Origin of the sequence: Rheinheimera sp. D18, assembly GCF_004345025.1 — a bacterium.
Lineage (GTDB): Bacteria > Pseudomonadota > Gammaproteobacteria > Enterobacterales > Alteromonadaceae > Alishewanella > Alishewanella metallidurans.
In genome coordinates, this window is sequence record NZ_CP037745.1 from 3054959 (window position 1) to 3077794 (window position 22836).

Genomic DNA, 22836 nt, shown 5'->3' on the forward strand with positions numbered 1-22836 from the left:
GTTTTGTTTTGCCTGATAATTCGTTGTAAACTCAGTTACATAATAATTAAATAAAATAGTTTTGTGGGGTTTTTATGGCACAGCTTAGATATGGGCTAACACTATTATTATGCTTACTATCGTGGCAAGTTTATGCCGACTTTCCAACAGCAAAAGCCTTATTTGAAAAGCAGGAGTATGAACTCGCTAAACCACAATTAGAAAGCCTTGCTGAGCTAGGACATTTGGAAGCGCAATTTTTATTATCGCGAATGTATGCCGAGGGATTAGGTGTCGAGCCAGATATGAATCTTGCTTACGCCTGGACCTTAATTGCCCGCGATAGAAAGCATCCGGAAGCAGATAAACAATATCGTACTTTACGCACCAAGCTAACGTCTCGATTTGAAGGCAAAGAAGTATATAACAGTTTAAACAGTCAGTTTGGTAAGACGGCATTAGAAGGCAACCTATACCCAACGGAGAACCGCTTTACGTTAACCGACGCAAAAATAAAACCTATTAGCCAGCCTGAACCCGAATATCCAAGTTATATTGAACAAAGTGGTATTGCCGCTTGGGCAATAGTGCATTACGACATTACTGAAGATGGAAAAACCGACAATGTCAGCATAGCAGCGTCTTATCCAGTTGATGCAATTAGTAAATATGTATTAAATGCGGTTAATAGTTGGCGTTTTGAACCACCAAAAGATTTATACGGTGCGCCAAAACGCATCGATATGCGCACCCACACTTTTAAGATAAAGTCGTTAGGCAACGCAAAATCGCGTAAATTTGATAAAGATAACCAAGAATACCTTGATGCAATATTAGGTGCGGCTAAAGCAGAAGTTGCTAAGTACCAGTATTTATACGCACTATTAGCCGAAAATGGCGTTGTTAGCGGTGTAAAGGCTATGCCATGGTATTTGCAAGCGGCAATAAATGGCTATGTGCCTGCGCAATATAGGCTGGCTCAGTGTTTAGTTAGCGGCAACGGCTGTGACCGTGATCCAAGTAAAGCTGTCAATTGGCTAGCCACTTCAGCTGATAGCGGTGACGCCAAAGCCGCTTACTTATTAGCGCAAGAGTTACTCGATAGCAATAACGTAAATTATAATCCACGCAAGGCGGCAAGTTATTTAGAAATTGCCGCTTTACAAGATTATATGCCCGCAATAGCCGATTACGGGGCCTTGTTAGCCATGTCGGATGATCCGACATTACGTGATCCAAATAAAGCGATACGGCTGGCCGAACAAGGCCGAGCAATAGATGCCAACAACCCTAATTTACTGTCAACCTTGGGCGTTGCCTTTATCGAGCTAGGGCAGCAAAGTCGCGGTGAATCTATGCTACGCCAAGCATTAGCCGAGGCGAAAAGCCGTAACTGGACAATTCAAAATTTTGAAGATTTATTAGCCGACTATCAAACCGCTGCCGCTGATTAATCTATAAAAAACCCGGCTTTTGCCGGGTTTTTTATTAATAACTATATAGCACGCTATTCAGCAATTTCAGTGCTCATATGATAAGTGCGGCTAAACGAATGCACTGCATCAATAAATACACTAACCCGTTCTGGATCAACGTCAGGCGTTATACCATGCCCAAGATTAAATACATGTCCAGGGCCTTGGCCAAAGCTATCTAAAATTAGCTGCACCTCTTGGCGAATACGCTCTGGTGAGCCCAATAAAATTGACGGATCCATATTACCTTGCAAGGCAACTTTATGGCCGACTCGCGCTTTAGCATCGCCAATATTAATGGTCCAATCTAGGCCTACTGCGTCACTACCAATATTAGCAATAGACTCTAACCATAAACCGCCGTTTTTCGTAAAAACCGTAACCGGCACTATACGGCCATCAGCTTCACGAGTTAAGTTACTGACGATCTTTTGCATATAACCTAAAGAAAACTCTTGATAGTCACGAGGGGTTAGTACGCCACCCCAAGTATCAAAAATCATCACAGATTGTGCGCCAGCAGCAATTTGCGCATTTAAATATAAAATGACACTATCGGCTAATTTATTTAATAACAAATGTAAGCTTTCTGGCTCGCTAAACATCATCTTCTTTATGATGCCGAACGTTTTGCTGCTGCCGCCTTCAACCATATAGGTTGCCAGCGTCCACGGGCTACCAGAGAAACCAATTAACGGCACACTACCGTTAAGTTCGCGGCGAATAGTGCGCACGGCATTCATTACATAGCGTAATTCTTGTTCTGGATCGGGTATTGGCAGGTTAACAATGTCACGAAAGTCTCGCACTGGTCGCTGAAACTTTGGCCCTTCACCTTCACCAAAATATAAACCCAAACCCATGGCATCAGGAATAGTAAGAATATCGCTAAATAAAATTGCCGCATCTAATGCATAACGACGCAGTGGTTGTAACGTTACCTCACATGCCAGCTCTGCGTTTTTGCACAGCGACATAAAATCACCGGCTTGCGCTCTGGTTGCACGGTACTCAGGTAAGTAACGACCTGCCTGACGCATCATCCATACTGGGGTTCTATCCACAGGTTGTCTTAACAACGCTCTGAGGTATCGATCATTCTTTAATTGCATAATTTACCCACTATCCACAATATCATCGGCCATTTTAGCATTGTGGCGCCAGTAAGCCTACGCCTAAGCGGTAAATGCTACGTTCAGTTTTTTGTTTTAAATGCTTGTCATCGATAAATCGATCTGCTATAACATTGCTGCGCTAGTGAAGAATAACAAGCAAGAAGCCTGTTTTAACAGGACCACGTAAAAATTTAGTTAAGCCACATTATGTGGCTTTTTTATTGTCTGAAATTTGCTTTAGCTGAGCAATAATTTGTCCAGACAAGGTTTGTTCTAGTGGTGTTTCTGGTAATTGGTCAAAAGAAAACCAATAAGCCTCTTCAATTTCGTGCGGTTGACACACTATGTCACCGGCAACATAATCGGCAATAAAACCGGTCATTAATGAATGGGGAAACGGCCAAGGTTGGCTACCGACATAGCGTAGGTTTGCAATATCAATTCCTACCTCTTCTTTTACTTCGCGCACAGCGGCTTGTTCTAGTGTTTCACCAGATTCAACAAAACCCGCTAAAATTGAAAAGAAGCCAGCTCGGTGTCGGTTTGACCGAGCAAGTAAAATCTGGTTATCTTTAACGATGCCAACCAGTACACAGGGTGCAATGCGGGGGTAGCAGCGGTGACCACATTTATTGCACAGGGCAGCTAGTTCCCAGCTAACTAGGCTCATCGCACTGCCGCATTGGCCACAAAACCGATGCGTTTGTAAAAAGAGTGCAACCTGCACTGCCCTAGCAGCAAGCTGGAAAGTTTCATCACTTACCGTAAGCAACTCTCGAGGTGTTACCCATTCATCTTCATTAGCAATGTGGTCATGGTTAACCAGTAGGTAGGCATCTTGGTCACCAAGTTGACCAATGAAACAAAATTGTTCAGGCTCAGCCGATAGGATTAATTCATTATATGTACCCTGCGGTAGTTCGCGCTTAGCGTTCAACCAAATTCGGCCACGATTTACAATAAACCAAATACCTTTGCGGTTTGGTGTGACACGGATACTATGTTTGATCATAAGCTACTCTCTGAGGTACTCTGTTATCGTGCTCTATCATAATGCCGTTTACTGAGCAGACCAATAAGAAAACGGTTGATCTTTACTGCAAAACTTATTTAATTAGACACTATCGCAGCACCTTTGCTGCACTTAAGGAGAAGGCAATGTACACCCGTGTGCAGACAGCGCGAAACAAATGGGGTGGCTCACTTGGTGCCATCGATAGCTGGCTGGATGACAGACAGCAGCTTATTGTAAGTTACTGTAAACTGGCAGCACTGCCTCCTTTTGATACCAAACGTACCACTTTGCCAAGCCAAGCTAATGTACAAGAATTTTGTCAGTTAATGGTCGACTACTTATCTGCCGGGCATTTTGAAGTATACGAACGTATAGTATCCGAATCAGCTACAAACGGCACCGATAGCCGTAAACTGGCTGATAGCCTCTATCCGAAAATTGCCGTTTCTACCGATTTAGCGCTCAATTTTAATGACTTATATGCTGACCACCTAAGCACACGACATAGCGGCGCTTTTGACCGAGAGCTATCCGAACTTGGTCAAGCATTAGAGCAACGTTTTGAATACGAAGATCAATTAATTAATACGCTGTACGAAAAGCATAATGACTCAAGTGTTCAAGCGTAATTTATTCGCATAAAAAAGCGGCATAAGCCGCTTTTTTCTTTATTTCACCGCAAACTTATTCAGTTTCTGCTGAAACAATTTCCAATAGCTCAACTTCAAATACTAATACGCTATTAGGCTTGATAACGCCCATATCACGCTCGCCATAGGCAAGTTCTGACGGAATAGTAAATTTGAACTTAGAACCCACATTCATTAACTGAACGCCTTCAGTCCAACCTGGAATAACGCGGTTTAATGGAAACTGCGCCGGCTCGCCACGATCTAACGAACTATCAAACTTAGTGCCATCAACTAAAGTACCCGTGTAGTGCACTTTAACCGTATCAGTGGCGGCTGGTTTAGCACCATCAGCGGCTTGTAGAACTTCGTACTGTAAACCAGACTCTGTTACGGTAACGCCCTCTTTTTTCACATTTTCAGCTAAATAAGCTTTGCCTGAAGCTATTGCTTGCTCTGCTTCGGCTTCTACCATCGCCGTTTGCTTTTCACGGAATTTTTCTTCCAACGTCGTCATCATTGCCTGAACTTCTTCATCAGACATGGTCGCTTTGTTAGACACCGCGTCTTGAACACCGCGTAAAATTAAAGCACGGTCTACTGTCAGGCCAAGCTTAGTATAATCTTCCAATGTGCTATCTAAGTAACGGCCAACAGAAACACCTAAGCTGTAAGACTGTTTAGCTTCGTCAGTATCCAATACTGCAGGTTTCTGCTCTGCTTCTTTTTGGCATGCAGCAAGTGTCATTACTGCTACTGCGACCAGAGTCATTTTTGTAACTAAGCGCATTTAGTTCTCCAAGATTTACGCAGCAAGGCTGCAAAAGTATGTTTTAATAGTGTGTAACGAACTGACCTATACTAACGGTTTGTGCTCTGGAGGTTAACACCCGACATGAAATATCCTGCGTTTTTTCTACTATTATTGCTCGGCGGTTGCGAAAAACTAAGTTCGCCGTTACCCGCACAGCAATTTACTCATGTTGCCAAAGGTAGTTATGCTGCAGCGCTGTCAGATGATGCGCGCTTTGCTGCGGTATCATCGGTTCAAGACGGCGTCGCATTATGGGATTTGCAAACTAACGCGCTAAAATACCAATGGCGACATCAAGATGCCGCGGATAACTTAGTATTTAGCTTAGCGATTAGCCATGATAACAGCCATGTGCTCACTGCAGATCAGCACACTTATGCGCTATGGAATACTGAGAATGGTAAAAACATCGGTTACTGGCAGTTAGACGAGGCCACGGTGCGTGACATCGCCGTATCCGATAACGGTGCTCACTTACTCATTGGTAAAAGTAACGGTGGTGTGCAACACATTACTTTAGCTAGCGGCCGTCGGTTAGAGTTTTTAGGCCACACGGAGCGGATTAACAGTGTTGCTATGTCGCCGAATGGTCGCTATGCGCTTACGGGTGGTAACGATTACAAAGCCTATTTATGGGATACGCAAAGTGCGCAAATTATTTATAGCTTTAGCCATCCAAGCCGAGTAACAAAGGTAGCTTTAGACCCGCAAGGCCGCTATGCCTTTACGGCAGACAGCCAAGATTTAGCACAAATCTGGGATATTAAAACCGGCAAGCTGATAAGCAAGCTGCAATTTAGCGCGCGCCAGCAAGTGTTTAGTGCTGTAACCTTTAGCCCTGATGGCAAAACCTTGGCTACGGGTGCACCAACCCGTAAGCTCGCGCTGTGGGATGTACAAACTGGCGCGGAGCTACAACGATGGCAGGTTTCAGTACGACCTGATAGCCGTCCGCCTAGCGCAGTAGTGCATGCGGTAGCCTTTTTAGGCGATAATCAACTTATTAGCGAAAGCTCCAGTGGCATAGCCGAAGTATGGGATATAAAACATGATGACAAGTGAGCAAGAGTTACAGCTGCATATTGTAGAGCTAGAAAGTAAGCTGGCATTTCAGGAAGACACGGTAAATAGCTTAAGTAATGAATTACTTGAGCATCACAAAAAAATAGACCGCTTGCAGCAACAAGTTATGTTGCTGGCAGAAAAGCTACGCAACCTACCCGACGACCAAGGCATACTGCGGCCAGAAGAAGAGCCCCTGCCGCCGCATTACTAAGCACTACTCTGGCTTAAATACGCCAATTACCTGCTCAGCAGCGCGGCTCGCTTTAGCGACTTGCGCTTCTGGCTGCACCATTTGGTGGCCGCACTGTACACATTCAACTTTTTCTACATTGTTTTCTAAAAACAACATCATCGTGTCCATTGCCTTGCACTTTGGGCAGCTAGCACCAGCAATAAAACGCTTCTTTTTCCGTGTTGTCATTTTTCGCCTCATTTTTTGTCCAGCAATTTTACGCGCTAAGCCTTGGTTTGTTGCACTTATACGGGTAAATTAGCAGCCCAATTCAGTTACACAGGAAACAACATGATCCAGCTGCAACAGGTTGAACTGCGCCGTGGTATTCAGTGTTTATTTCAAGGCGCCGATCTTACCGTATTTCCGGGGCAAAAGGTGGGAATTGTCGGTGCCAACGGTTGTGGAAAATCCAGCCTATTTGCGCTACTGCAAAACAAACTGCACGCAGATGCCGGGAATGTTAGCATTCCTGCTAGCTGGCATATTGCAACAGTAGCCCAAGAAACCCCAGCGCTTGATTGCAGCGCAATGGACTACGTATTACAAGGTGACGAACAACTATTTCCGCTGTTACTTAAAGTGCGCACGGGCTGCAGCGAATCAGACTTAGCCGCGGTGCATTTACAAATAGAAACACTCGACGGTTATCGCGCCGAAGCTAAAGCCGGTATTTTATTAGATGGCTTAGGCTTTAGCGGCGAAGCACAACAACACGCCGTGAAATCGTTCTCTGGTGGCTGGCGTATGCGCCTTAATTTGGCTCGCGCATTGATGCAGCGTGCTGAACTATTGTTACTAGATGAACCCACCAACCACCTAGATTTAGATGCTGTGTTGTGGCTAGAAAAATACCTGAGCAATTATCAAGGCACGTTACTACTGATCAGTCATGACCGCGATTTTCTGGATGCAGTAACCGACAATATTGTGCACATTGAACGGCAAACTTTAACCTTATACAAAGGTAACTATAGTCAATTTGAGCGCCAGCGCGCCGAGCAACTTTCGCAGCAACAATCAACGTTTGATAAACAGCAACGCCACGTGGCGCATTTACAAAAGTTTATCGACCGCTTTAAAGCCCAGGCCACTAAAGCCCGCCAGGCTCAAAGCCGCATTAAAGCATTAGAACGTATGACACTAGTAGCGCCAGCACATGTCGACTCACCGTTTAGTTTTAGTTTTTTAGCGCCAAAAGCACTACCAAACCCATTATTAAAAATGGAGAATGTGCAGGCCGGTTACGCTGATAACATCATTTTAAGCCAAATTAAGTTTCAATTATTGCCTGGTAGCCGCATTGGTTTATTAGGCCGTAACGGTGCCGGTAAATCTACGCTAATTAAGCTATTATCCGGTAGCATGCCAGCCCAAAGTGGCGATATCTGGTATGCCAATGGTGTAAGTTTAGGTTACTTTGCCCAGCATCAATTAGAGACCTTACGCCCACAAGACTCGCCGCTACAACACTTAGTACGACTAGACCCACTAGTGCCAGAACAAAAGTTACGTGACTTTTTAGGTGGCTTTGGTTTTCATGGCGATAAAGCGTTAGAAGCCTGCGCGCCATTTTCTGGCGGTGAAAAAGCACGTTTAGTGCTAGCATTAATTGTGTATCAACGGCCAAATTTATTGCTACTTGACGAACCGACCAACCACCTTGATTTAGATATGCGCGAAGCTATTGTTATGGCGCTACAAGAATTTGAGGGTGCCATTGTTATTGTTTCGCACGACAGGCATTTATTAAGCAGCTGTACCGACGAATTTTACCTGGTAGCTAATGGTAAAGTAGCGCCATTCGACGGCGATTTAGCCGACTATTACCAATGGCTGCAACAAGACGCCCGCAAAACGGCAAATGCCGCAGTAGCCGAAGCGACAATTAGCGTTAACGTGCAACGTAAAGATCAAAAACGCTTAGAAGCTGACTTGCGCAATCTGTTACGCCCGCTGCGACAAAAAATAGAAAAGTTAGAGCAGCAACAACAAAAGCTCACCACTGAACTCAGTGTTATCGAGCAGCAACTAGCCGATGCGGATATTTACTCCGCTGAGCGAAAAGCTGAACTTACTATGCTACTGGCACAACAAGCAGCGGCAAGCTCTAACTTAACTAGCATTGAAGAAGATTGGTTTATCGCGCAGGACGAACTTGAACAGCAAAGCGATAAGTTTTGGCAACAAAATGGCTAAGGCACCTAGCGCTAAGCAGCTGTGGCAATTTAGCTTAGCGCTATACCCAAAAGTTAAGCACACTGCGCTGCAATGGCAGGATGAGCTAGGCGCGAACATAAACTTATTACTACTGCTTTGCTATTTAGAGCATCGGCAGTGCAGCCTTAACCCAGATGCGCTTGTGCTATTAGCTAACAAGCTGCATACCTTTAGTGTTCAATATACCCAGCCGCTGCGGGCAATAAGGCGCAATAATCATTGCCCGCTATTAAACCCAGCGCAACAAACCTCATTAAAACAGCTATTGCTACAAACCGAGCTCGTACTAGAACAGTTAGAGCAGCAGGTATTAGTCGAACAATGCCCAGTGCCGTTAGCAGCGGCTACACCAATGCTTGAGCAATATCTGGCTTATCTGGCCATTGAGCCAGCTAAACAACAGCAACAATTGCATAACCTACGCCAAGCCATTGCTCAGTTAAGCTAAAGGTCTGACCAATCTTTGATCTGTATCAGCTTAACCGCTAATCGCATCGTCTATACTGGCAGCAATTACACAGCGCGAGGGCTAGACGATGAACTTGTGGCACGAATTTACTAACGATCCAGTAATTTTTATTTCTTTTACAGGGTTAGCAATATTGATTGGTTTAGGTATTTTCTATGCTATTTACTTTATACATAAAGTAAATAATGAGCAGCCAGACGGTAAATAACCATTACACGTTATTCTAGTCTAACTCTAAATGCTGCAATTTATCAGGCACACCATTCCACGCATCGGCATCTGCCGGTGCTGGCTTAATTTCACGAATATTCGGCCATATCTCGGCCAACTCTGCATTTAGCTGCATAAACCCTTGTTGTTCAGCGGGTACTTTTTCTTCTTGCACTATGGCATTTGCTGGACACTCTGGCTCACACAAACCACAATCGATACAAATTGTCGGGCTAATAACTAAAAAATTAGGGCCTTCAAAAAAAGCATCTACTGGACACACAGTCACACAATCGGTGTATTTACATTTAATGCAGTTATCCAGTACGACAAAAGCCATAGTAATGCGGTTCCATCTAGTTGTAGGTTGCAGATCATACTGCAGCACGCTAGAAAAACAAGTTGCAGCATTTAAAACCTTACGGACAACCGTGCCAAGTTGGCGTAACATAGTACGTATCTTGTGAGCGCCTAGGCACCCGGCCTTGTCGCAATGACACCGATATGGAACTTCTATGCTGCGCCTAACCGAAATAAAATTACCGTTAAATCATGATGAAAATGCCATTTCCGCGGCTATTATCGAAAAATTAGCTATTATTCCCGAACAACTACATAACATCACGGTATTTAAACGCGGTTTCGATGCACGCAAGAAAGCAGATATTCAGCTGATTTATACCTTAGATATTGATGTAGATGACGAAGCGCAGCTGCTGCAACGTTTTGCCCACGATCAGCATGTAAAGCCAACTCCTGACACCAGCTATGCCTATGTTGGCCAAGCGCCAGACAACTTAGCAGAGCGCCCTATTGTTATTGGTCTTGGCCCTTGTGGCTTATTTGCCGGCTTAATCTTGGCGCAAATGGGTTTTAATCCCATCATTTTAGAACGCGGCAAAGACGTACGCGAACGCACTAAAGACACCTTTGGCTTTTGGCGGGGTAAAGCATTAAATAGCGAGTCCAACGTACAATTTGGCGAAGGCGGTGCCGGTACGTTTTCTGATGGAAAATTATATAGCCAAGTAAAAGATCCCAAGCACTATGGCCGTAAAGTGATGAGCGAATTTGTTGCTGCTGGCGCACCAGAAGAAATTATGTATGTGAGCAAACCGCACATAGGCACCTTTAAATTGGTCGCTATGATGGAAAAAATGCGCGCTAACATTATTGCCTTAGGTGGTGAGATCCGCTTTAACACTAGAGTTGATGAGATTCATACTGAAGATGGGCAGCTAACCGGCTTAACCTTAGCGAGTGGCGAACGGCTGCACAGCAAGCACGTAGTATTAGCCATCGGCCATAGCGCGCGCGACACCTTTCAAATGCTATATGACAAAGGTGTTTATATTGAAGCTAAGCCATTTTCTATTGGTTTTAGGATTGAGCACGAACAATCCATGATCGACGAGTGCCGCTTTGGTCGTAATGCCGGCAACCCTATTTTAGGCGCCGCTGACTATAAGCTGGTACACCATTGCAGTAATGGCCGCAGTGTATACAGTTTTTGTATGTGCCCAGGCGGCACGGTAGTTGCGTCGTCGTCCGAGCAAGGCGGTGTAGTCACCAATGGCATGAGCCAATATTCGCGCCACGAACGGAACGCCAATAGTGCTATTGTGGTAGGAATCGACCCCGAGCGTGACTACCCGGGGCACCCGTTAGCGGGTATTGAACTGCAGCGCCAGTTAGAACAAAAAGCCTTTAAACTCGGTGGCGAAAACTACCATGCGCCAGCCCAATTAATTGGCGATTTTCTGTTAGGTAAGGCATCCACCGAACTAGGTGAAGTAAAGCCATCGTACACTCCTGGCATTACGCTAACCGACTTAGCACAAGTACTGCCTGAATTTGCTATCACGGCGATTCGCGAGGCAATACCCGCCTTTGACCGGCAAATTAAAGGCTTTGCTAAAGCAGACGGTATGTTAACGGGGGTTGAAACTCGCACTTCTTCACCTATTTGCATTAAACGTGGCGACGATATGCAAAGCATTAATTTAAAAGGCTTATACCCTGCTGGAGAAGGCGCAGGCTATGCGGGCGGTATTTTATCTGCTGGTATAGACGGGATTAAAGTAGCAGAAGCTTTAGCGCTGGCGATGCTTGCGCAGGTAAAAAGCTAATAATAAGCGTTGATTTTATTACTCAAACTTAAACTTGTTCATGTTGCGGTAGCTTAGTTGGCATAACTAGATTGCCGCCAGCTTTTTTGGCCAGATACATTGCATTATCCGCACACATTATCAGTGTCTTAGCCGCCTTAGCGTGCTGCGGATATAACGCCAAGCCAATACTTGGTAATACCGTAACGTGTTGGTTTGATAAACTAAACGGCTGACTTAACACATTACGAATTTTTTCTGCTTGCTGCAAGGCTACGGCTTCGTTGTCAGAATTCGGCAGTAAAATAACAAACTCGTCACCACCAAAGCGCGCCACAGTATCAGTTTGGCGCAAGCATTGCTGAATACGCTGCGCGGTTTGTTGTAATAACTCATCACCAACATGATGGCCAAAGCTGTCATTTACTTGCTTAAACTTGTCTAAATCTAAATACAGTAACGCAAAAGATTGCTGCTCTCGCTCTGCTTGCAACATAGTAAGGTGTAAACGGTCGTAAAACAGCTCTCGGTTAGGCAACTGGGTTAGCTGATCATACAAGGCGCTACGCTGCAGTCGCGCTATCATCTGCTTACGCTCAATCGCTACCGCTATCTGCACCGAAACAAACTCCAGCAGCTCTACTTCGCTATTAATATAATCATTAGCCGAAGCCGCATTTTGTACCATTAACACGCCAATAACCGCAGTATGCGATTTAAGCGGCACACCAAGCCAATTAACAAACTTGTCTTGTACTCGCTGGTGAAACGCAGTTGATAGCTCAGTTTTATTATCACCTGAAAGTATAATCGTTTCAGAGCGCCGGATAACTTCCTGGCACAGCGTTAACACATCAACGTTATCCGTTTCATCATGCTGCAATTGCAACGTCGCATTATAGGCAAAGCTTAATTGGCCAGAGTCGGCGTTTTTAAGCACTATGGCAAAACGCCGCATGGGTATTAACCGAGCCACAATTTGCTGAATACTCTGATATAGGCTAGGGAGGTCATCGGTAGCAAACGCTGCTTCAGAAATGGCATATACTGCGGCTTGGCGGGCTTCTATCTGCTTGCTGCGGCTTATATCACGGGCTACGGCTACTCTACGTTTATCACTTTGTGACCAACGCGCCGACCAGAGTAAATGAATAACTTGGCCATCTTTACGAAGATAGCGGTTTTCAAAATCAACTTTTACCGCACCGGCATTTATTTCATCTGCTACTTGTAAGGTGCGCGCACGATCATCTGGGTGTACCAAATCAATCATTGGCTTGCCAATGAGTTCGGCTGGCGTATAACCAAACATGCGCTCAGCACCGGCACTGACAAATTCAAACCGGCCGTGACGGTCTACTACGCAAATAGCATCTAGCAACAAGTCGATATAATTGCTCAGAGACTTATAACTCTCAGTGTTCATAATACGCTAAACACTCACCACCCAGTAATGCCTTAAACCTTAGCATGATTTACTCACTATACCAGTGTTGAATTAACAAAAGCGCCGCAGAAAAATAGCCGTTTAGCGGGTCTAATTAAACACCGTTCTAAAAGCACGCAAATACTTAACATTACATCAGTTCTTTTATCAACAGTTGGCAATTTCGCCATATCAACGCAAAAATAGTCAGTTGCGGATTAGCGCCTAAACTCGTGGGTAAAATAGAGCCATCGAACACCGATAAATTCTGTAATTGATGATGACGCCCATTTTGTTTTACCACACCATTATTGGCGTTAACGCTCATATTACAGCCACCCATTACATGCGCGGATACTACGGTTTGTCGCAGTTTCACCATTGGCAATTGTTCAATGGCTGCTTTTGCTTCAGGCAAGCTACTATAAAGTTTGGCATCATGGTGGATAGGTAACACCTGCTTAGCACCGGCAGCAAACTGTAACTCGGCCATCGACAATAGTGCTTGGCGCATGCCTTGCCACATGTAGTCCGTGATTGGGTAGTCTAGAACGGGCTGTTGCTGTGCATCCAACAGCACCGTGCCACCCTGACTTTCTGGATGAAACCCATCACGCTGTAAAGCAATACATACCTGCAGTTTATTAAGCTGCGCCATTAAAGCCGCATGTGCCTCGCCGGTGCCAATCAGCTTAGTTGCCATTAATACTGGGTGAATTGGCGGCACCTCTAGCTTATAACCAGCAACATTATTATCGCGAGGCCAAACGAATTGATCTGAATAAATACTCTGCGGTGCACCACTATGGCCATTAATATCATCTGCAAACAACGCACCTGAAATAACAGTAGGATGCAAATAAGTGTGTTTACCCAAGCGACCCGATGGGTTTGGCACCGCTGAGCGCAGTAACAGCGCGGCCGAGCCAATTGCACCACCAGCAACAATATAGTGTGTAGCGGCAATAGTAACTTTAATATCGCTACGCGGCTGAAAATGCGCATCGACAGGTACTGCCTCTAACCCCGTAACTTGATGGTCTTGCCACAGTAACTTACGCACCGACAGCCGAGAAATAAGTCGCGCACCGTTACTTAGTGCGGTAGGAATGGTACTGACTAACATTGACTGCTTAGCATTAATCGGGCAGCCCATACCGCAATAGCCCAAATTAGCACAGCCATTCACATTGCGATTGATCACCGTGTATTGCCAGCCTAAGGCTTCACAGCCTTGTTGCAGTTTAGCATTATTGGCATTGGGTGGCACGGGCCATGGCTGAATACTCAAGCGCTGTTCGGCATGCTGAAAAAAGGGCGCTAAATCGTTTTCACCAGTAAAGTTAAGGCCAAACTCGCTGTGCCAGTAATCGAGTGTTGACGGAGGTGTGCGAATAGACGTAGTCCAGTTAACTGTAGTTGAACCGCCAACCGTGCGACCTTGCAATATACCAATACTTTTATCCTGGGTTTTTCTGGCAGCGCCTTCTTGATATAAGTTTGGGTACGCCCAACGTTCTTCCATGACAAAATCATTACTGCGGTAATATGCCCCCTCTTCCAGTAAAAGCACGTTAAAACCGGCATTAGTCAGTTGCTCAGCGGCAATACCACCGCCAGCGCCAGAACCAATGATCACAATATCCGCAGTAAAGTGCTGATTAGCCGTAAACTGGCTCGCATCTAAGTGATTAGCTGTCATCGTATGGTCTCGTTAGCAAAATTTAGGCGCGGTATAAGTAATAGGCAACCAGTGTTCTGGTTGACCGTAATATGCGCCATATAGCAGCTCGCGCAAGCCATGGTAGGCCTGCTGCAATACTAGAAGATAACTATCACGCCAACTGGCCAACAGCGCCAACCGCTGATTTACCGATAACTGTGGCAATGCAGTAATATGCCCGCTCAGCGCCAGCTGGCTAATGCGGTTAGCTAATAAAGCAAATAAGTCTGCTAATTCTTGTTGTTGGCTAACGGGTAAATAAGGCATAAAATCTGTAATTGCAGTTTGAGTGCGTGCCAGCTCATGCTGCGCTAAGGTCGTATCTTTTGGCAAAGCACCGTATAATAGTGCAGGCAACAACGCAGACAGCACCCAGTCTCGGTTACTATCAGATTCACTAGCATAGTATTGCCAGCCGGTAATACCCAAACTAGCACTAATGCCTAGCGCAAGGCCACGGAAAATAAATTGTCGCCGATCCATCTAGTGGTGTCTATTGTATTAACTAAGTTACTTCATTGTTTATCAGGAAAGCCTAATTTGCAAGCTCAAGTCAGACCAGTTGTTTCATCATCATTTAAACCAGCTTGGTGGCTAAAACATGCGCATCTACAGACTATATTTGCCAAATATTTAAGCCCACGTAAAAAGCAAAAAACGGTAGCCGAAATTTTCATGCTACCTGACGGTGACGAATTACAACTTAATTGGATGCAGCCTTCTCGCGTTGCGATAGATGCGCCTATAGTGGTGCTATTGCATGGTTTAGCTGGCGATATCAACAGCCATTATGTGCAAGCGATGCTGGCACAGTGTCGCCGTTTGCGTTGGCCTGCAGTGCTAATGCATTTTCGTGGTTGCAATGGCGCGCCTAACAAACTACCCCGCGCTTACCACAGTGGTGACACCGCCGATTTAGCCGAAGTATTAACTGAAATAAAACAGCGTTTTCCTGAACAAAAGCTCGTTGGCGTAGCATATTCATTAGGTGCCAACGTATTACTAAAATATTGCGGTGAGCATAACGGTAATAATCCGCTATCTGCGGCAGTAGCTGTGTGCCCACCTCTAGATTTATCAGCTTGTGCTAGCCGCATTAATCAAGGCAGTAGCAAAATTTATCAACGCTACTTACTCAGTCGACTAAAGCAGAGTACGTTATTAAAACTAAAACAGTTTCCACAGTTTCCTATTCCATTAACCTCGGCACAGGTGCGCGGCTTCAATAGTATTGAACAGTTTGACGAGCATTACACTGCGCCTATTCATGGCTTTTTAAACGCACAAGATTATTACCAAAAGGCGAGTAGCAAAGCGTTTTTACAACACATCGATATTCCTACGCTTATTATCCATGCCCAAGACGATCCGTTTTTATCACAGGCTGTTATCCCAACAGCTAACGAGCTAAACCAACATATTCTCTACGAGCTTACTAGCGGCGGAGGCCATGTTGGCTTTGTTGGCGGTAGCGTATTTAAGCCTAGGTTTTGGCTAAACCAACGTATTCCAGAATTTATTCAAGGCCACCTAACCCTATGATTATTCCTTATACCGATATCGCTACCGACACACTGCACAACTTAATTGAATATTACATACTGCGCGAAGGCACCGACTACGGCGATATAGAAGTGTCATTACCACAAAAAGTACTGCAGGTGCAGCAACAGCTAGAAAACGGCGATGTGGTCATTGTTTATTCTGAACTGCATGAAAGTATTAACTTAATGTCAAAGCAGCAGTTCTTACAGCAACCTATTGAACCGCATTCTGACTAAAACCGCGGCATTAAAAAACGGCCACTACTGCGGCCGTTTTTCTATTTTTATAAATTACCACTGACTATAATTTAAACCGGCCTACCAACTCGTTTAGCTTTACTGCCAAACGCGTTAGCTCTGTCGCACTGGCTGTAGTTTGATGCGAGCCCGCCGCCGTTTGTGCGGCTAAGTCGCTAATAGTAACAATATTGCGGTCAATTTCACGCGCCACTTTCGATTGCTCTTCTGCGGCACCGGCAATAACATGATTTTGATCACTAATTGCCATAATGTTTTCAGTAATTAACTCCAACGCATCTGCTGCTGACTTAGCCACATTTTGCGCGTTATCAGCATTACCACTAATTAACTGCATAGCACCAACCGCTTCTTTCGCTGACGCTTGTACTTGTTGAATCATCTGCTCAATTTCACCGGTTGACGTTTGCGTACGGTGTGCCAAACTGCGCACTTCATCGGCAACTACTGCAAAGCCACGACCAGCTTCACCAGCACGCGCTGCTTCAATCGCCGCGTTTAAGGCCAATAAGTTGGTTTGCTCTGCAACACTGCGAATAACTTCTAATACTTGGTTAATTGATGATACTTTTTCAGCCAACGTATTAATAACGCCGGTACTCTGACGTACATCGGCGTTCATTTTTTCAATTACTTTGCTGGTTTGCGTTACTTTTTGTGTGCCGTCTTTAGCTAAATTAGCCGATTGCGTAGACGCTTCCGAGGTTTTTAATGCCGTACCTGCTACTTCATCTACTGCCGAACTCATTTCAGTAATTGCGGTAGCGGCTTGCTGCACTTCGTCATTCTGTAGCTGCAATGCCTTAGCAGACTCATCCGTTACCACGTTTAGCTCTTCGGCAGCCGACGCTAATTGGCTAGAAGAACTAGAAATATGGCTAATAGCATCACGCAATTTTTGCTGCATTTGCTCAAGCGCGCTGGATAACTCCATTAGCTCGTCATTACCATCAACAACAATGGCTTGGGTTAAATCGCCGTCGGCAATAAAACGGGCGGAAATAACGGCACGAGATAATGGCCGGTTTACGCTTTGCGAAATAAGTATGGCGATAACCAAGGCAATAATAACGGCGACGATAATCAGCGCAATAACCGCCCATTTCGCAGAATTATAGGTTGCTATCGATTCAGCACGAGCCTCATCGGCAGCCTTCTGATTTAAATCTGATAACTGATTCATATAGGCGGTTAATTGATCCGCTACGGGGTTCATTTTATCGAGTAAATCCTGGGCGGCGCCAAGCTCTTCTTTGTGTAAAAATTCTAAGGTTTGCTGTTGCAAGGTAAAATATTGATCTAGCACCGTATTAAATTGCTGATACACGTTACGCACCTGCGGTGTGTCAATGGTCGCGGCAAAGGCTTTATTGGCTTTATGCGCCTCTTCGTTAATCGCCTTTATTTTTTCAAAAGCAGCGCCTTCTTGCGTAATATCAATCGCTAACAACAAACGCAGCGTTACCGCGCGAGAGCGCGTTGCCAGTATTTCTAATTGACCCAGATCACTTACCGCTGGTAATAGCTTTGTTTCAACAATATCAGCCTGAGCTCTCACTTTAGACAAGCTTTGCAAGCCTAAAATGCCAGTTATCGCTAGCAATAACGCTAGCAGACCAAAGGCGGTAATTAGCCGTTTTTGAATTGTAATTTTTCTTAGCATCGGTTACCTCTGTTTGCCACTGTTTTACCTGCCACCTTGCGACTGATATGTTATTACTTTAGCTATAACAATACTAAGTTGCCAGTAACATTAGGGTTTTTATCAGAATTAACTATAGCAACAATTTTGCTGATAATTGTTGTGATAAAAAAGGCCGCTGAAGCGGCCTTTTTAAACTATAGCTGCGGCCCTGCGGCCACTAATGCTTTACCTTCATCGTTATCGGTAAACTTAACAAAGTTATCAACGAAACGCTGTGCCAAATCTTGGGCTTTAACATCCCAGTCTGCGGTTTGGTTATAGGTATTACGTGGGTCTAAAATAGACACGTCATCAACACCTTTAAGCGCTGTTGGCATGGCTAAATTGAAATACGGCAACTGCACAAATTCTGCATCTTCAATACTGCCATCTAAAATCGCATCAATAATAGCACGTGTTGCTTTAATAGAAATACGCTTGCCAGTACCGTTCCAGCCGGTATTAACTAAATAAGCTTCGGCGCCTGAATCGGCCATACGCTTACCTAATACTTCAGCATATTTAGTTGGGTGTAAGCTTAAAAACGCCGCACCAAAACAGCTAGAGAATGTTGGTGTAGGCGCTGTAATACCACGCTCAGTACCCGCTAATTTAGCAGTAAAACCCGATAAAAAGTGGTATTTAGCTTGTTCTTTAGTCAGCTTAGACACGGGCGGTAATACACCAAAAGCATCAGCAGTTAAAAAGATAACCTTTTTCGCATGGCCCGCTTTAGATACTGGCGTTACGATATTATCAATGTGATAAATCGGGTAAGACACGCGGGTATTTTCTGTTTTAGAGCTGTCATTAAAATCAATTTCGCCGTCAGCTAACACGGTCACGTTTTCTAATAAAGCATCACGACGAATGGCGTTATATATATCTGGCTCGTTTTCTTTCGATAAATTAATGGTTTTAGCATAACAACCGCCTTCGAAGTTAAACACGCCATCGTCATCCCAACCGTGCTCGTCGTCACCAATTAGCTGACGCTTAGGATCGGTTGATAAGGTAGTTTTACCGGTGCCAGACAAACCAAAGAAAACTGCAACGTCGCCGTCTTTACCCACGTTGGCTGAACAGTGCATAGAGGCAATACCTTGCAATGGTAAAAAGTAGTTCATCATTGAGAACATACCTTTTTTCATTTCACCGCCGTACCAAGTGCCGCCAATTAACTGAATGCGTTCAGTTAGGTTAAAGGCGACAAAGTTTTCCGAATTTAAACCATGCTGCTGCCAGTTAGCGTTTATACATTTCGCGCCATTCATCACGATAAAATCTGGCTGATAGGTTTTAAGCTCTTCATCGGTAGGGCGAATAAACATGTTTTTTACGAAATGTGCTTGCCACGCTACTTCGGTAATAAAGCGCGCAGCAAGGCGCGTATCTTTATTGGCACCACAATACGTATCAACAACGAATAAACGTTTACCCGACAACTGTTTAGTTACCGCTGATTTTAATTCAGTCCATACTTCTTGACTAAGAGGTTTATTATCATTTTTACCTTGATCAGACCACCATACCGTATCGCGTGTCGTGTCATCGCGCACAATATACTTATCTTTTGGTGAACGACCGGTAAAGATACCAGTATCAACTGAAACTGCGCCCAATTTGGTCAGTTTGCCTTGTTCATAACCATGTAAATCAGCGCGGGTTTCTTCCGCAAATAACTGATCATACGAAGGGTTATAAATGATTTCCGTGACATCTGTGATGCCGTATTGGCGCAGATCCAGTTCGGACATGATGTAACTCCTAAGGGTACTGTAGGTAAAGGGGCAGTCTCGAGATGACTTAAATTTATAATGATTTTGTCACTCAGCTCTGTTTTGGTGAGCAAAAATCTGGCCGCATAATAGCGTTTTTCTCGGTGAAAAGATAGTTAGCAAACCGCCCGATTTGGCTAAAAGCCGTTCTATAAAGCGACCTGGTGCTAGGTTTTTAGGTTGCGTTGTGTTGGTCGAGATTTTATTAGCTGCTGCCAAGGTATGCTGGCTTGGCCCATTACCATAAAATCAGGATTGCCAAGCGTGTCACGTTGGTTATAGCTTAACGCATTAAACTCACTGTCTAGAATCTTGCCACCGGCTTCTTCTACTATAACGTGCACAGCGCCAGTGTCCCATTCGCCGGTTGGGCCTAAACGCAGGTAACAATCGGCTTTACCTTCAGCTATTAAGCAGCTTTTTAACGAGCAACTACCTAAGGCGATATATTCAACCTGATTATTGTTTTGTAGTAAATTTATAATCGGCTGTAACGGTTGGCGTCGACTAATGGCAATTTTTAGTGTGTCACCCACTTGGTATTCATTTACCCGAATACGGTTAATTAAGTTGCGTTGCTGCTTAAACGCGCCGTTACCTCGGCAGGCATAATACATGACATTTTCTTTCGGCCAGTAGATCACGCCTAAGGCAGGCCAGCCACGTTCTACCAATGCAATACTTACCGCGAAATCGCCACTTCTGGCAACAAACTCCTGTGTACCGTCCATTGGGTCAATTAGCCAGTATCTTGGCCAATCTTGTCGTTGCGCCAACGGCACTAAATAAGATTCTTCAGAAATGATAGGTATGTTAGGGGTTAACTCAGACAGACGATTAATAATAATATGATTCGCAGCAATATCAGCGCTGGTAACGGGGCTTAAATCGGCTTTTTGTTGCTGCTGAAAATTACCGCTTTGATATAACTGCCATAGCTCTGCACCGGCCTCTTGGGCTGCAGATTTTACTGGTTCAAGCAATCTGCTTAAAAACATCTGGGTTCGCTTCCAAATATTGCTGCGCTAAAAACAGGGCGGCGACACTTCTGGCTTCAGTAAAATCAGCCTGCTGCAATAAAGCGTTGCTGTGCTGACGCGGCCATGTAACTAATTCTAATGGTTCTGGCTCATCGCCTTCTAATGTTTCTTTATATAAATCAAAGGCCAGAACTATATGCATTGTAGCATTAAAATAACCTGGTGCTAAGGCTAGTGATTTTAATTGTACAAAGCGACGGGCGCCAAAACCGATCTCTTCTTTTAGTTCCCGATTGGCGGCCATCAGTGCGTCTTCACCTGGGTCAATTAAGCCTTTGGGAAAGCCAAGCTGATAGTCATGTGTACCTGCGCAGTATTCACGCACCAAATAGAAGTGTTCGTTATCAGGGCAGGCAATAATCATTACTGCGCCACGCCCGCTGCTACGCATTCGCTCATAGGTGCGCAACACGCCATTACTAAACTGTAATTCTAGCTGCTCTATTTTGAACAAGCGGCTTTGGGCAACAATATCGGCGTTTAAAATTTCAGGTTTTTGTTTGTTACTAACTTTATCATCCTGTCGCTGCGTCATACTGGCACCTCTGGTACAATCTAAGCCTGCTACTATAAAACGATTAACAGGAAAAACCTATGCTGAACTGGGCCGAAATTGATACCGTGCTGCTGGATATGGATGGTACGTTGCTAGACTTGCATTACGACAACTACTTTTGGATGCAACACCTACCTCGGCGCTGGGCAGAAATTAGCGGCATTAGTCTTAGTAGTGCCGAAGCACAGTTAAAAGCGGAATACGTTGAGCTTAACGGTAAATTAAACTGGTACTGCATTGATTATTGGGCCAAGCGTTTGCAATTGCCAATTAACCAGCTAAAGCGTGAGGTGATGCACAAAATTGCTATGCGCGCCGACGTACCAGACTTTTTAACGGCGCTAAAACACAGTGGTCGGCAAATTGTATTAGTTACCAACGCTCACCCTGACAGCCTGTCATTAAAAATAGAGCGCACCGAGCTGGCTCACTATATAGATACACGCATTTCTACGCATGAATTTGGTGTAACCAAAGAAAACCAAGCTTTATGGCAACAATTACAGCAGCGCTTAGACTTTAATCCTAAACGTACCTTATTTGTTGATGACAGCCTGCCAATTTTAAAAGCCGCGCAAGATTATGGTATTCGACACTTACTTGCTGTAGCCAACCCAGATAGCCAGCAGTTAGCTCGAGAAATTACCGAGTTTCCTGCGGTTACCGACTATGCCGTACTACTAAATGACATTCGCGCTTATCGCAAACCCCGGTTTTAGCCAGCGTAGTAGTTAAAATTGGCGTATTAAAAGCGCAGCGGATAGCGTCCTTGTGCATCAGGCTTACCCAAAAACTGCATAGCCTGATGCACTTCTTTTGGCATGCTCGCATCTGGCTGCAATGTGCCATTAACCTGCAACTGCTCAGCATTAATTACCGCTTTAACATTAAGTCCTAACAAATTTGCCCCATCGGTAGTTAATACTATAGTGCCATTGCCACAACTTAATTCGGCGAACAGGTTTTGTAAATCTAACCAAGTGCCGGTTGGCGTTTGTAGCTTGGCATCCTGCCAACTAGCACTGCCTGATAACTGCTGACACCAAGGCTGGCCCTGGTTAAATTGCGTTACATCTAACACTAGCTCGCCGGTTGCATCTACCGGCAAGGGTAACGGCAACATAGGGACAATTTGTGCTACTGGTAATTTTACTAACGCATTTTGCACACTTGCCCCGTCAAAACCGTAGCTAGCTGTAGCTTTAATATAAGGTACGCTAATATTTTGTACGCTACCACTTTGCAGCTCAAGCTGTACCTTTGCTGTAAGTAGCTGCCACGCATTTAAACGCCAACTTAGGGTATCGAATTGCAATTGCTGATAACGTAAGCCCGCTATTTGGCCTTGCCATAAGGTGCCTGAAACCGGGCCTAGTTGCAGCTGTTGCGGCAAGGGAGCTAGCTTTAACCACCATGCTGCGGGGGTAAGCAACAAGGCGAATAGCAGATAACTTACAATACCAATAATAAGAAGTTTTAATTTTGACATACTACCT

The 22836-nt window shown here is 44.7% G+C and carries 24 protein-coding genes; 11 read left to right on the forward strand and 13 right to left on the reverse strand.

Features of this window, described 5'->3' with window-relative positions; all coding sequences use genetic code 11:
- Positions 1-74: 74 nt before the first annotated feature.
- Positions 75-1433, forward strand: a complete 1359-nt coding sequence (locus tag E0Z06_RS14315; protein WP_132586066.1) for a TonB family protein — start codon at positions 75-77, stop codon at positions 1431-1433.
- A 53-nt stretch (positions 1434-1486) separates the two neighbouring features.
- On the opposite strand, the gene hemE is transcribed toward E0Z06_RS14315, so the two are convergent.
- Together hemE and nudC are read right to left on the reverse strand one after the other, a co-directional pair.
- On the reverse strand, positions 1487-2569 hold the full coding sequence (hemE, locus tag E0Z06_RS14320; protein WP_279432818.1) for a uroporphyrinogen decarboxylase: 1083 nt from the start codon (positions 2567-2569) through the stop codon (positions 1487-1489).
- 205 nt (positions 2570-2774) lie between these two features.
- Positions 2775-3581, reverse strand: coding sequence for an NAD(+) diphosphatase (nudC, locus tag E0Z06_RS14325; protein WP_132586070.1), 807 nt, complete (start codon positions 3579-3581; stop codon positions 2775-2777).
- 146 nt (positions 3582-3727) lie between these two features.
- Here nudC and rsd point away from each other — a divergent pair, with 146 nt between their 5' ends.
- Entirely contained in the window at positions 3728-4213 is a 486-nt protein-coding gene (gene rsd, locus E0Z06_RS14330) for a sigma D regulator (protein ID WP_132586072.1), read from the forward strand.
- 55 nt (positions 4214-4268) lie between these two features.
- On the opposite strand, the gene fkpA is transcribed toward rsd, so the two are convergent.
- Positions 4269-5003: an FKBP-type peptidyl-prolyl cis-trans isomerase gene (gene fkpA / locus E0Z06_RS14335; protein ID WP_132586075.1), complete on the reverse strand. Its 735-nt coding sequence runs from the start codon at positions 5001-5003 to the stop codon at positions 4269-4271.
- Positions 5004-5108: 105 nt separating this feature from the next.
- On the opposite strand from fkpA, the gene E0Z06_RS14340 reads away from it, so the two are divergent.
- Positions 5109-6089, forward strand: a complete 981-nt coding sequence (locus E0Z06_RS14340) for a hypothetical protein (protein WP_132586078.1) — start codon at positions 5109-5111, stop codon at positions 6087-6089.
- Positions 6076-6303: a SlyX family protein gene (locus E0Z06_RS14345; protein WP_132586081.1), complete on the forward strand. Its 228-nt coding sequence runs from the start codon at positions 6076-6078 to the stop codon at positions 6301-6303. Before E0Z06_RS14340 ends, E0Z06_RS14345 begins: the two co-directional genes overlap by 14 nt.
- 3 nt (positions 6304-6306) lie before the next feature.
- On the opposite strand, the gene E0Z06_RS14350 is transcribed toward E0Z06_RS14345, so the two are convergent.
- Positions 6307-6513, reverse strand: a complete 207-nt coding sequence (locus E0Z06_RS14350) for a YheV family putative zinc ribbon protein (protein WP_132586084.1) — start codon at positions 6511-6513, stop codon at positions 6307-6309.
- A 102-nt stretch (positions 6514-6615) separates the two neighbouring features.
- On the opposite strand from E0Z06_RS14350, the gene E0Z06_RS14355 reads away from it, so the two are divergent.
- The 3 genes from E0Z06_RS14355 (at position 6616) to E0Z06_RS14365 (ending at position 9221) form a co-directional block, all read left to right on the forward strand.
- Positions 6616-8523, forward strand: coding sequence for an ATP-binding cassette domain-containing protein (locus tag E0Z06_RS14355; RefSeq protein ID WP_132586087.1), 1908 nt, complete (start codon positions 6616-6618; stop codon positions 8521-8523).
- Complete coding sequence (locus E0Z06_RS14360; protein WP_132586090.1) at positions 8516-8992, forward strand: TIGR02444 family protein; 477 nt, start codon at positions 8516-8518, stop codon at positions 8990-8992. Before E0Z06_RS14355 ends, E0Z06_RS14360 begins: the two co-directional genes overlap by 8 nt.
- A gap of 88 nt (positions 8993-9080) precedes the next feature.
- Positions 9081-9221 (forward strand): DUF3149 domain-containing protein, encoded by a 141-nt coding sequence (locus E0Z06_RS14365; protein ID WP_132586093.1) that lies wholly within the window; start codon positions 9081-9083, stop codon positions 9219-9221.
- Between the two features lie 15 nt (positions 9222-9236).
- On the opposite strand, the gene fdxA is transcribed toward E0Z06_RS14365, so the two are convergent.
- Positions 9237-9563, reverse strand: a complete 327-nt coding sequence (fdxA, locus tag E0Z06_RS14370) for a ferredoxin FdxA (protein ID WP_132586853.1) — start codon at positions 9561-9563, stop codon at positions 9237-9239.
- Between the two features lie 175 nt (positions 9564-9738).
- Here fdxA and E0Z06_RS14375 point away from each other — a divergent pair, with 175 nt between their 5' ends.
- Positions 9739-11352 (forward strand): NAD(P)/FAD-dependent oxidoreductase, encoded by a 1614-nt coding sequence (locus E0Z06_RS14375; protein WP_132586096.1) that lies wholly within the window; start codon positions 9739-9741, stop codon positions 11350-11352.
- Positions 11353-11380: 28 nt separating this feature from the next.
- On the opposite strand, the gene E0Z06_RS14380 is transcribed toward E0Z06_RS14375, so the two are convergent.
- The 3 genes from E0Z06_RS14380 to E0Z06_RS14390 all read right to left on the reverse strand — a co-directional run bounded on the left by E0Z06_RS14380 (position 11381) and on the right by E0Z06_RS14390 (position 14963).
- On the reverse strand, positions 11381-12757 hold the full coding sequence (locus tag E0Z06_RS14380; protein WP_132586099.1) for a diguanylate cyclase: 1377 nt from the start codon (positions 12755-12757) through the stop codon (positions 11381-11383).
- A 151-nt stretch (positions 12758-12908) separates the two neighbouring features.
- A complete protein-coding gene (locus tag E0Z06_RS14385) occupies positions 12909-14459 on the reverse strand; it encodes a GMC family oxidoreductase (protein ID WP_132586102.1) in 1551 nt (516 codons plus the stop codon).
- 12 nt (positions 14460-14471) lie between these two features.
- Complete coding sequence (locus E0Z06_RS14390; protein ID WP_132586105.1) at positions 14472-14963, reverse strand: hypothetical protein; 492 nt, start codon at positions 14961-14963, stop codon at positions 14472-14474.
- Between E0Z06_RS14390 and E0Z06_RS14395 the strand changes: the two genes are divergently transcribed.
- Together E0Z06_RS14395 and E0Z06_RS14400 are read left to right on the forward strand one after the other, a co-directional pair.
- The gene (locus tag E0Z06_RS14395) at positions 14949-16022 is read left to right on the forward strand and encodes a hydrolase (RefSeq protein WP_243695521.1); all 1074 of its coding nucleotides are present in this window, start codon (positions 14949-14951) and stop codon (positions 16020-16022) included. The genes E0Z06_RS14390 and E0Z06_RS14395 overlap by 15 nt on opposite strands.
- Positions 16019-16261, forward strand: coding sequence for a YheU family protein (locus tag E0Z06_RS14400; RefSeq protein WP_132586108.1), 243 nt, complete (start codon positions 16019-16021; stop codon positions 16259-16261). The genes E0Z06_RS14395 and E0Z06_RS14400 overlap by 4 nt, the downstream gene beginning before the upstream one ends.
- Positions 16262-16325: 64 nt before the next feature.
- On the opposite strand, the gene E0Z06_RS14405 is transcribed toward E0Z06_RS14400, so the two are convergent.
- The 4 genes from E0Z06_RS14405 to nudE all read right to left on the reverse strand — a co-directional run bounded on the left by E0Z06_RS14405 (position 16326) and on the right by nudE (position 21319).
- The gene (locus E0Z06_RS14405; protein WP_132586111.1) at positions 16326-17945 is read right to left on the reverse strand and encodes a methyl-accepting chemotaxis protein; all 1620 of its coding nucleotides are present in this window, start codon (positions 17943-17945) and stop codon (positions 16326-16328) included.
- A gap of 176 nt (positions 17946-18121) precedes the next feature.
- Positions 18122-19723 (reverse strand): phosphoenolpyruvate carboxykinase (ATP), encoded by a 1602-nt coding sequence (gene pckA, locus E0Z06_RS14410; protein WP_132586114.1) that lies wholly within the window; start codon positions 19721-19723, stop codon positions 18122-18124.
- Positions 19724-19911: 188 nt separating this feature from the next.
- Positions 19912-20742 carry a 3'(2'),5'-bisphosphate nucleotidase CysQ gene (cysQ, locus tag E0Z06_RS14415; protein WP_132586117.1) on the reverse strand — a complete coding sequence of 277 codons (831 nt, stop codon included), beginning with the start codon at positions 20740-20742 and terminating at the stop codon, positions 19912-19914.
- Positions 20720-21319, reverse strand: coding sequence for an ADP compounds hydrolase NudE (gene nudE, locus E0Z06_RS14420; protein ID WP_132586120.1), 600 nt, complete (start codon positions 21317-21319; stop codon positions 20720-20722). The genes cysQ and nudE overlap by 23 nt, the downstream gene beginning before the upstream one ends.
- Positions 21320-21378: 59 nt before the next feature.
- On the opposite strand from nudE, the gene yrfG reads away from it, so the two are divergent.
- The gene (yrfG, locus tag E0Z06_RS14425) at positions 21379-22059 is read left to right on the forward strand and encodes a GMP/IMP nucleotidase (protein WP_132586123.1); all 681 of its coding nucleotides are present in this window, start codon (positions 21379-21381) and stop codon (positions 22057-22059) included.
- 26 nt (positions 22060-22085) lie between these two features.
- Here yrfG and E0Z06_RS14430 read toward each other — a convergent pair whose 3' ends face one another.
- The gene (locus E0Z06_RS14430) at positions 22086-22829 is read right to left on the reverse strand and encodes a type II secretion system protein N (RefSeq protein ID WP_132586126.1); all 744 of its coding nucleotides are present in this window, start codon (positions 22827-22829) and stop codon (positions 22086-22088) included.
- Positions 22830-22836: the final 7 nt, after the last annotated feature.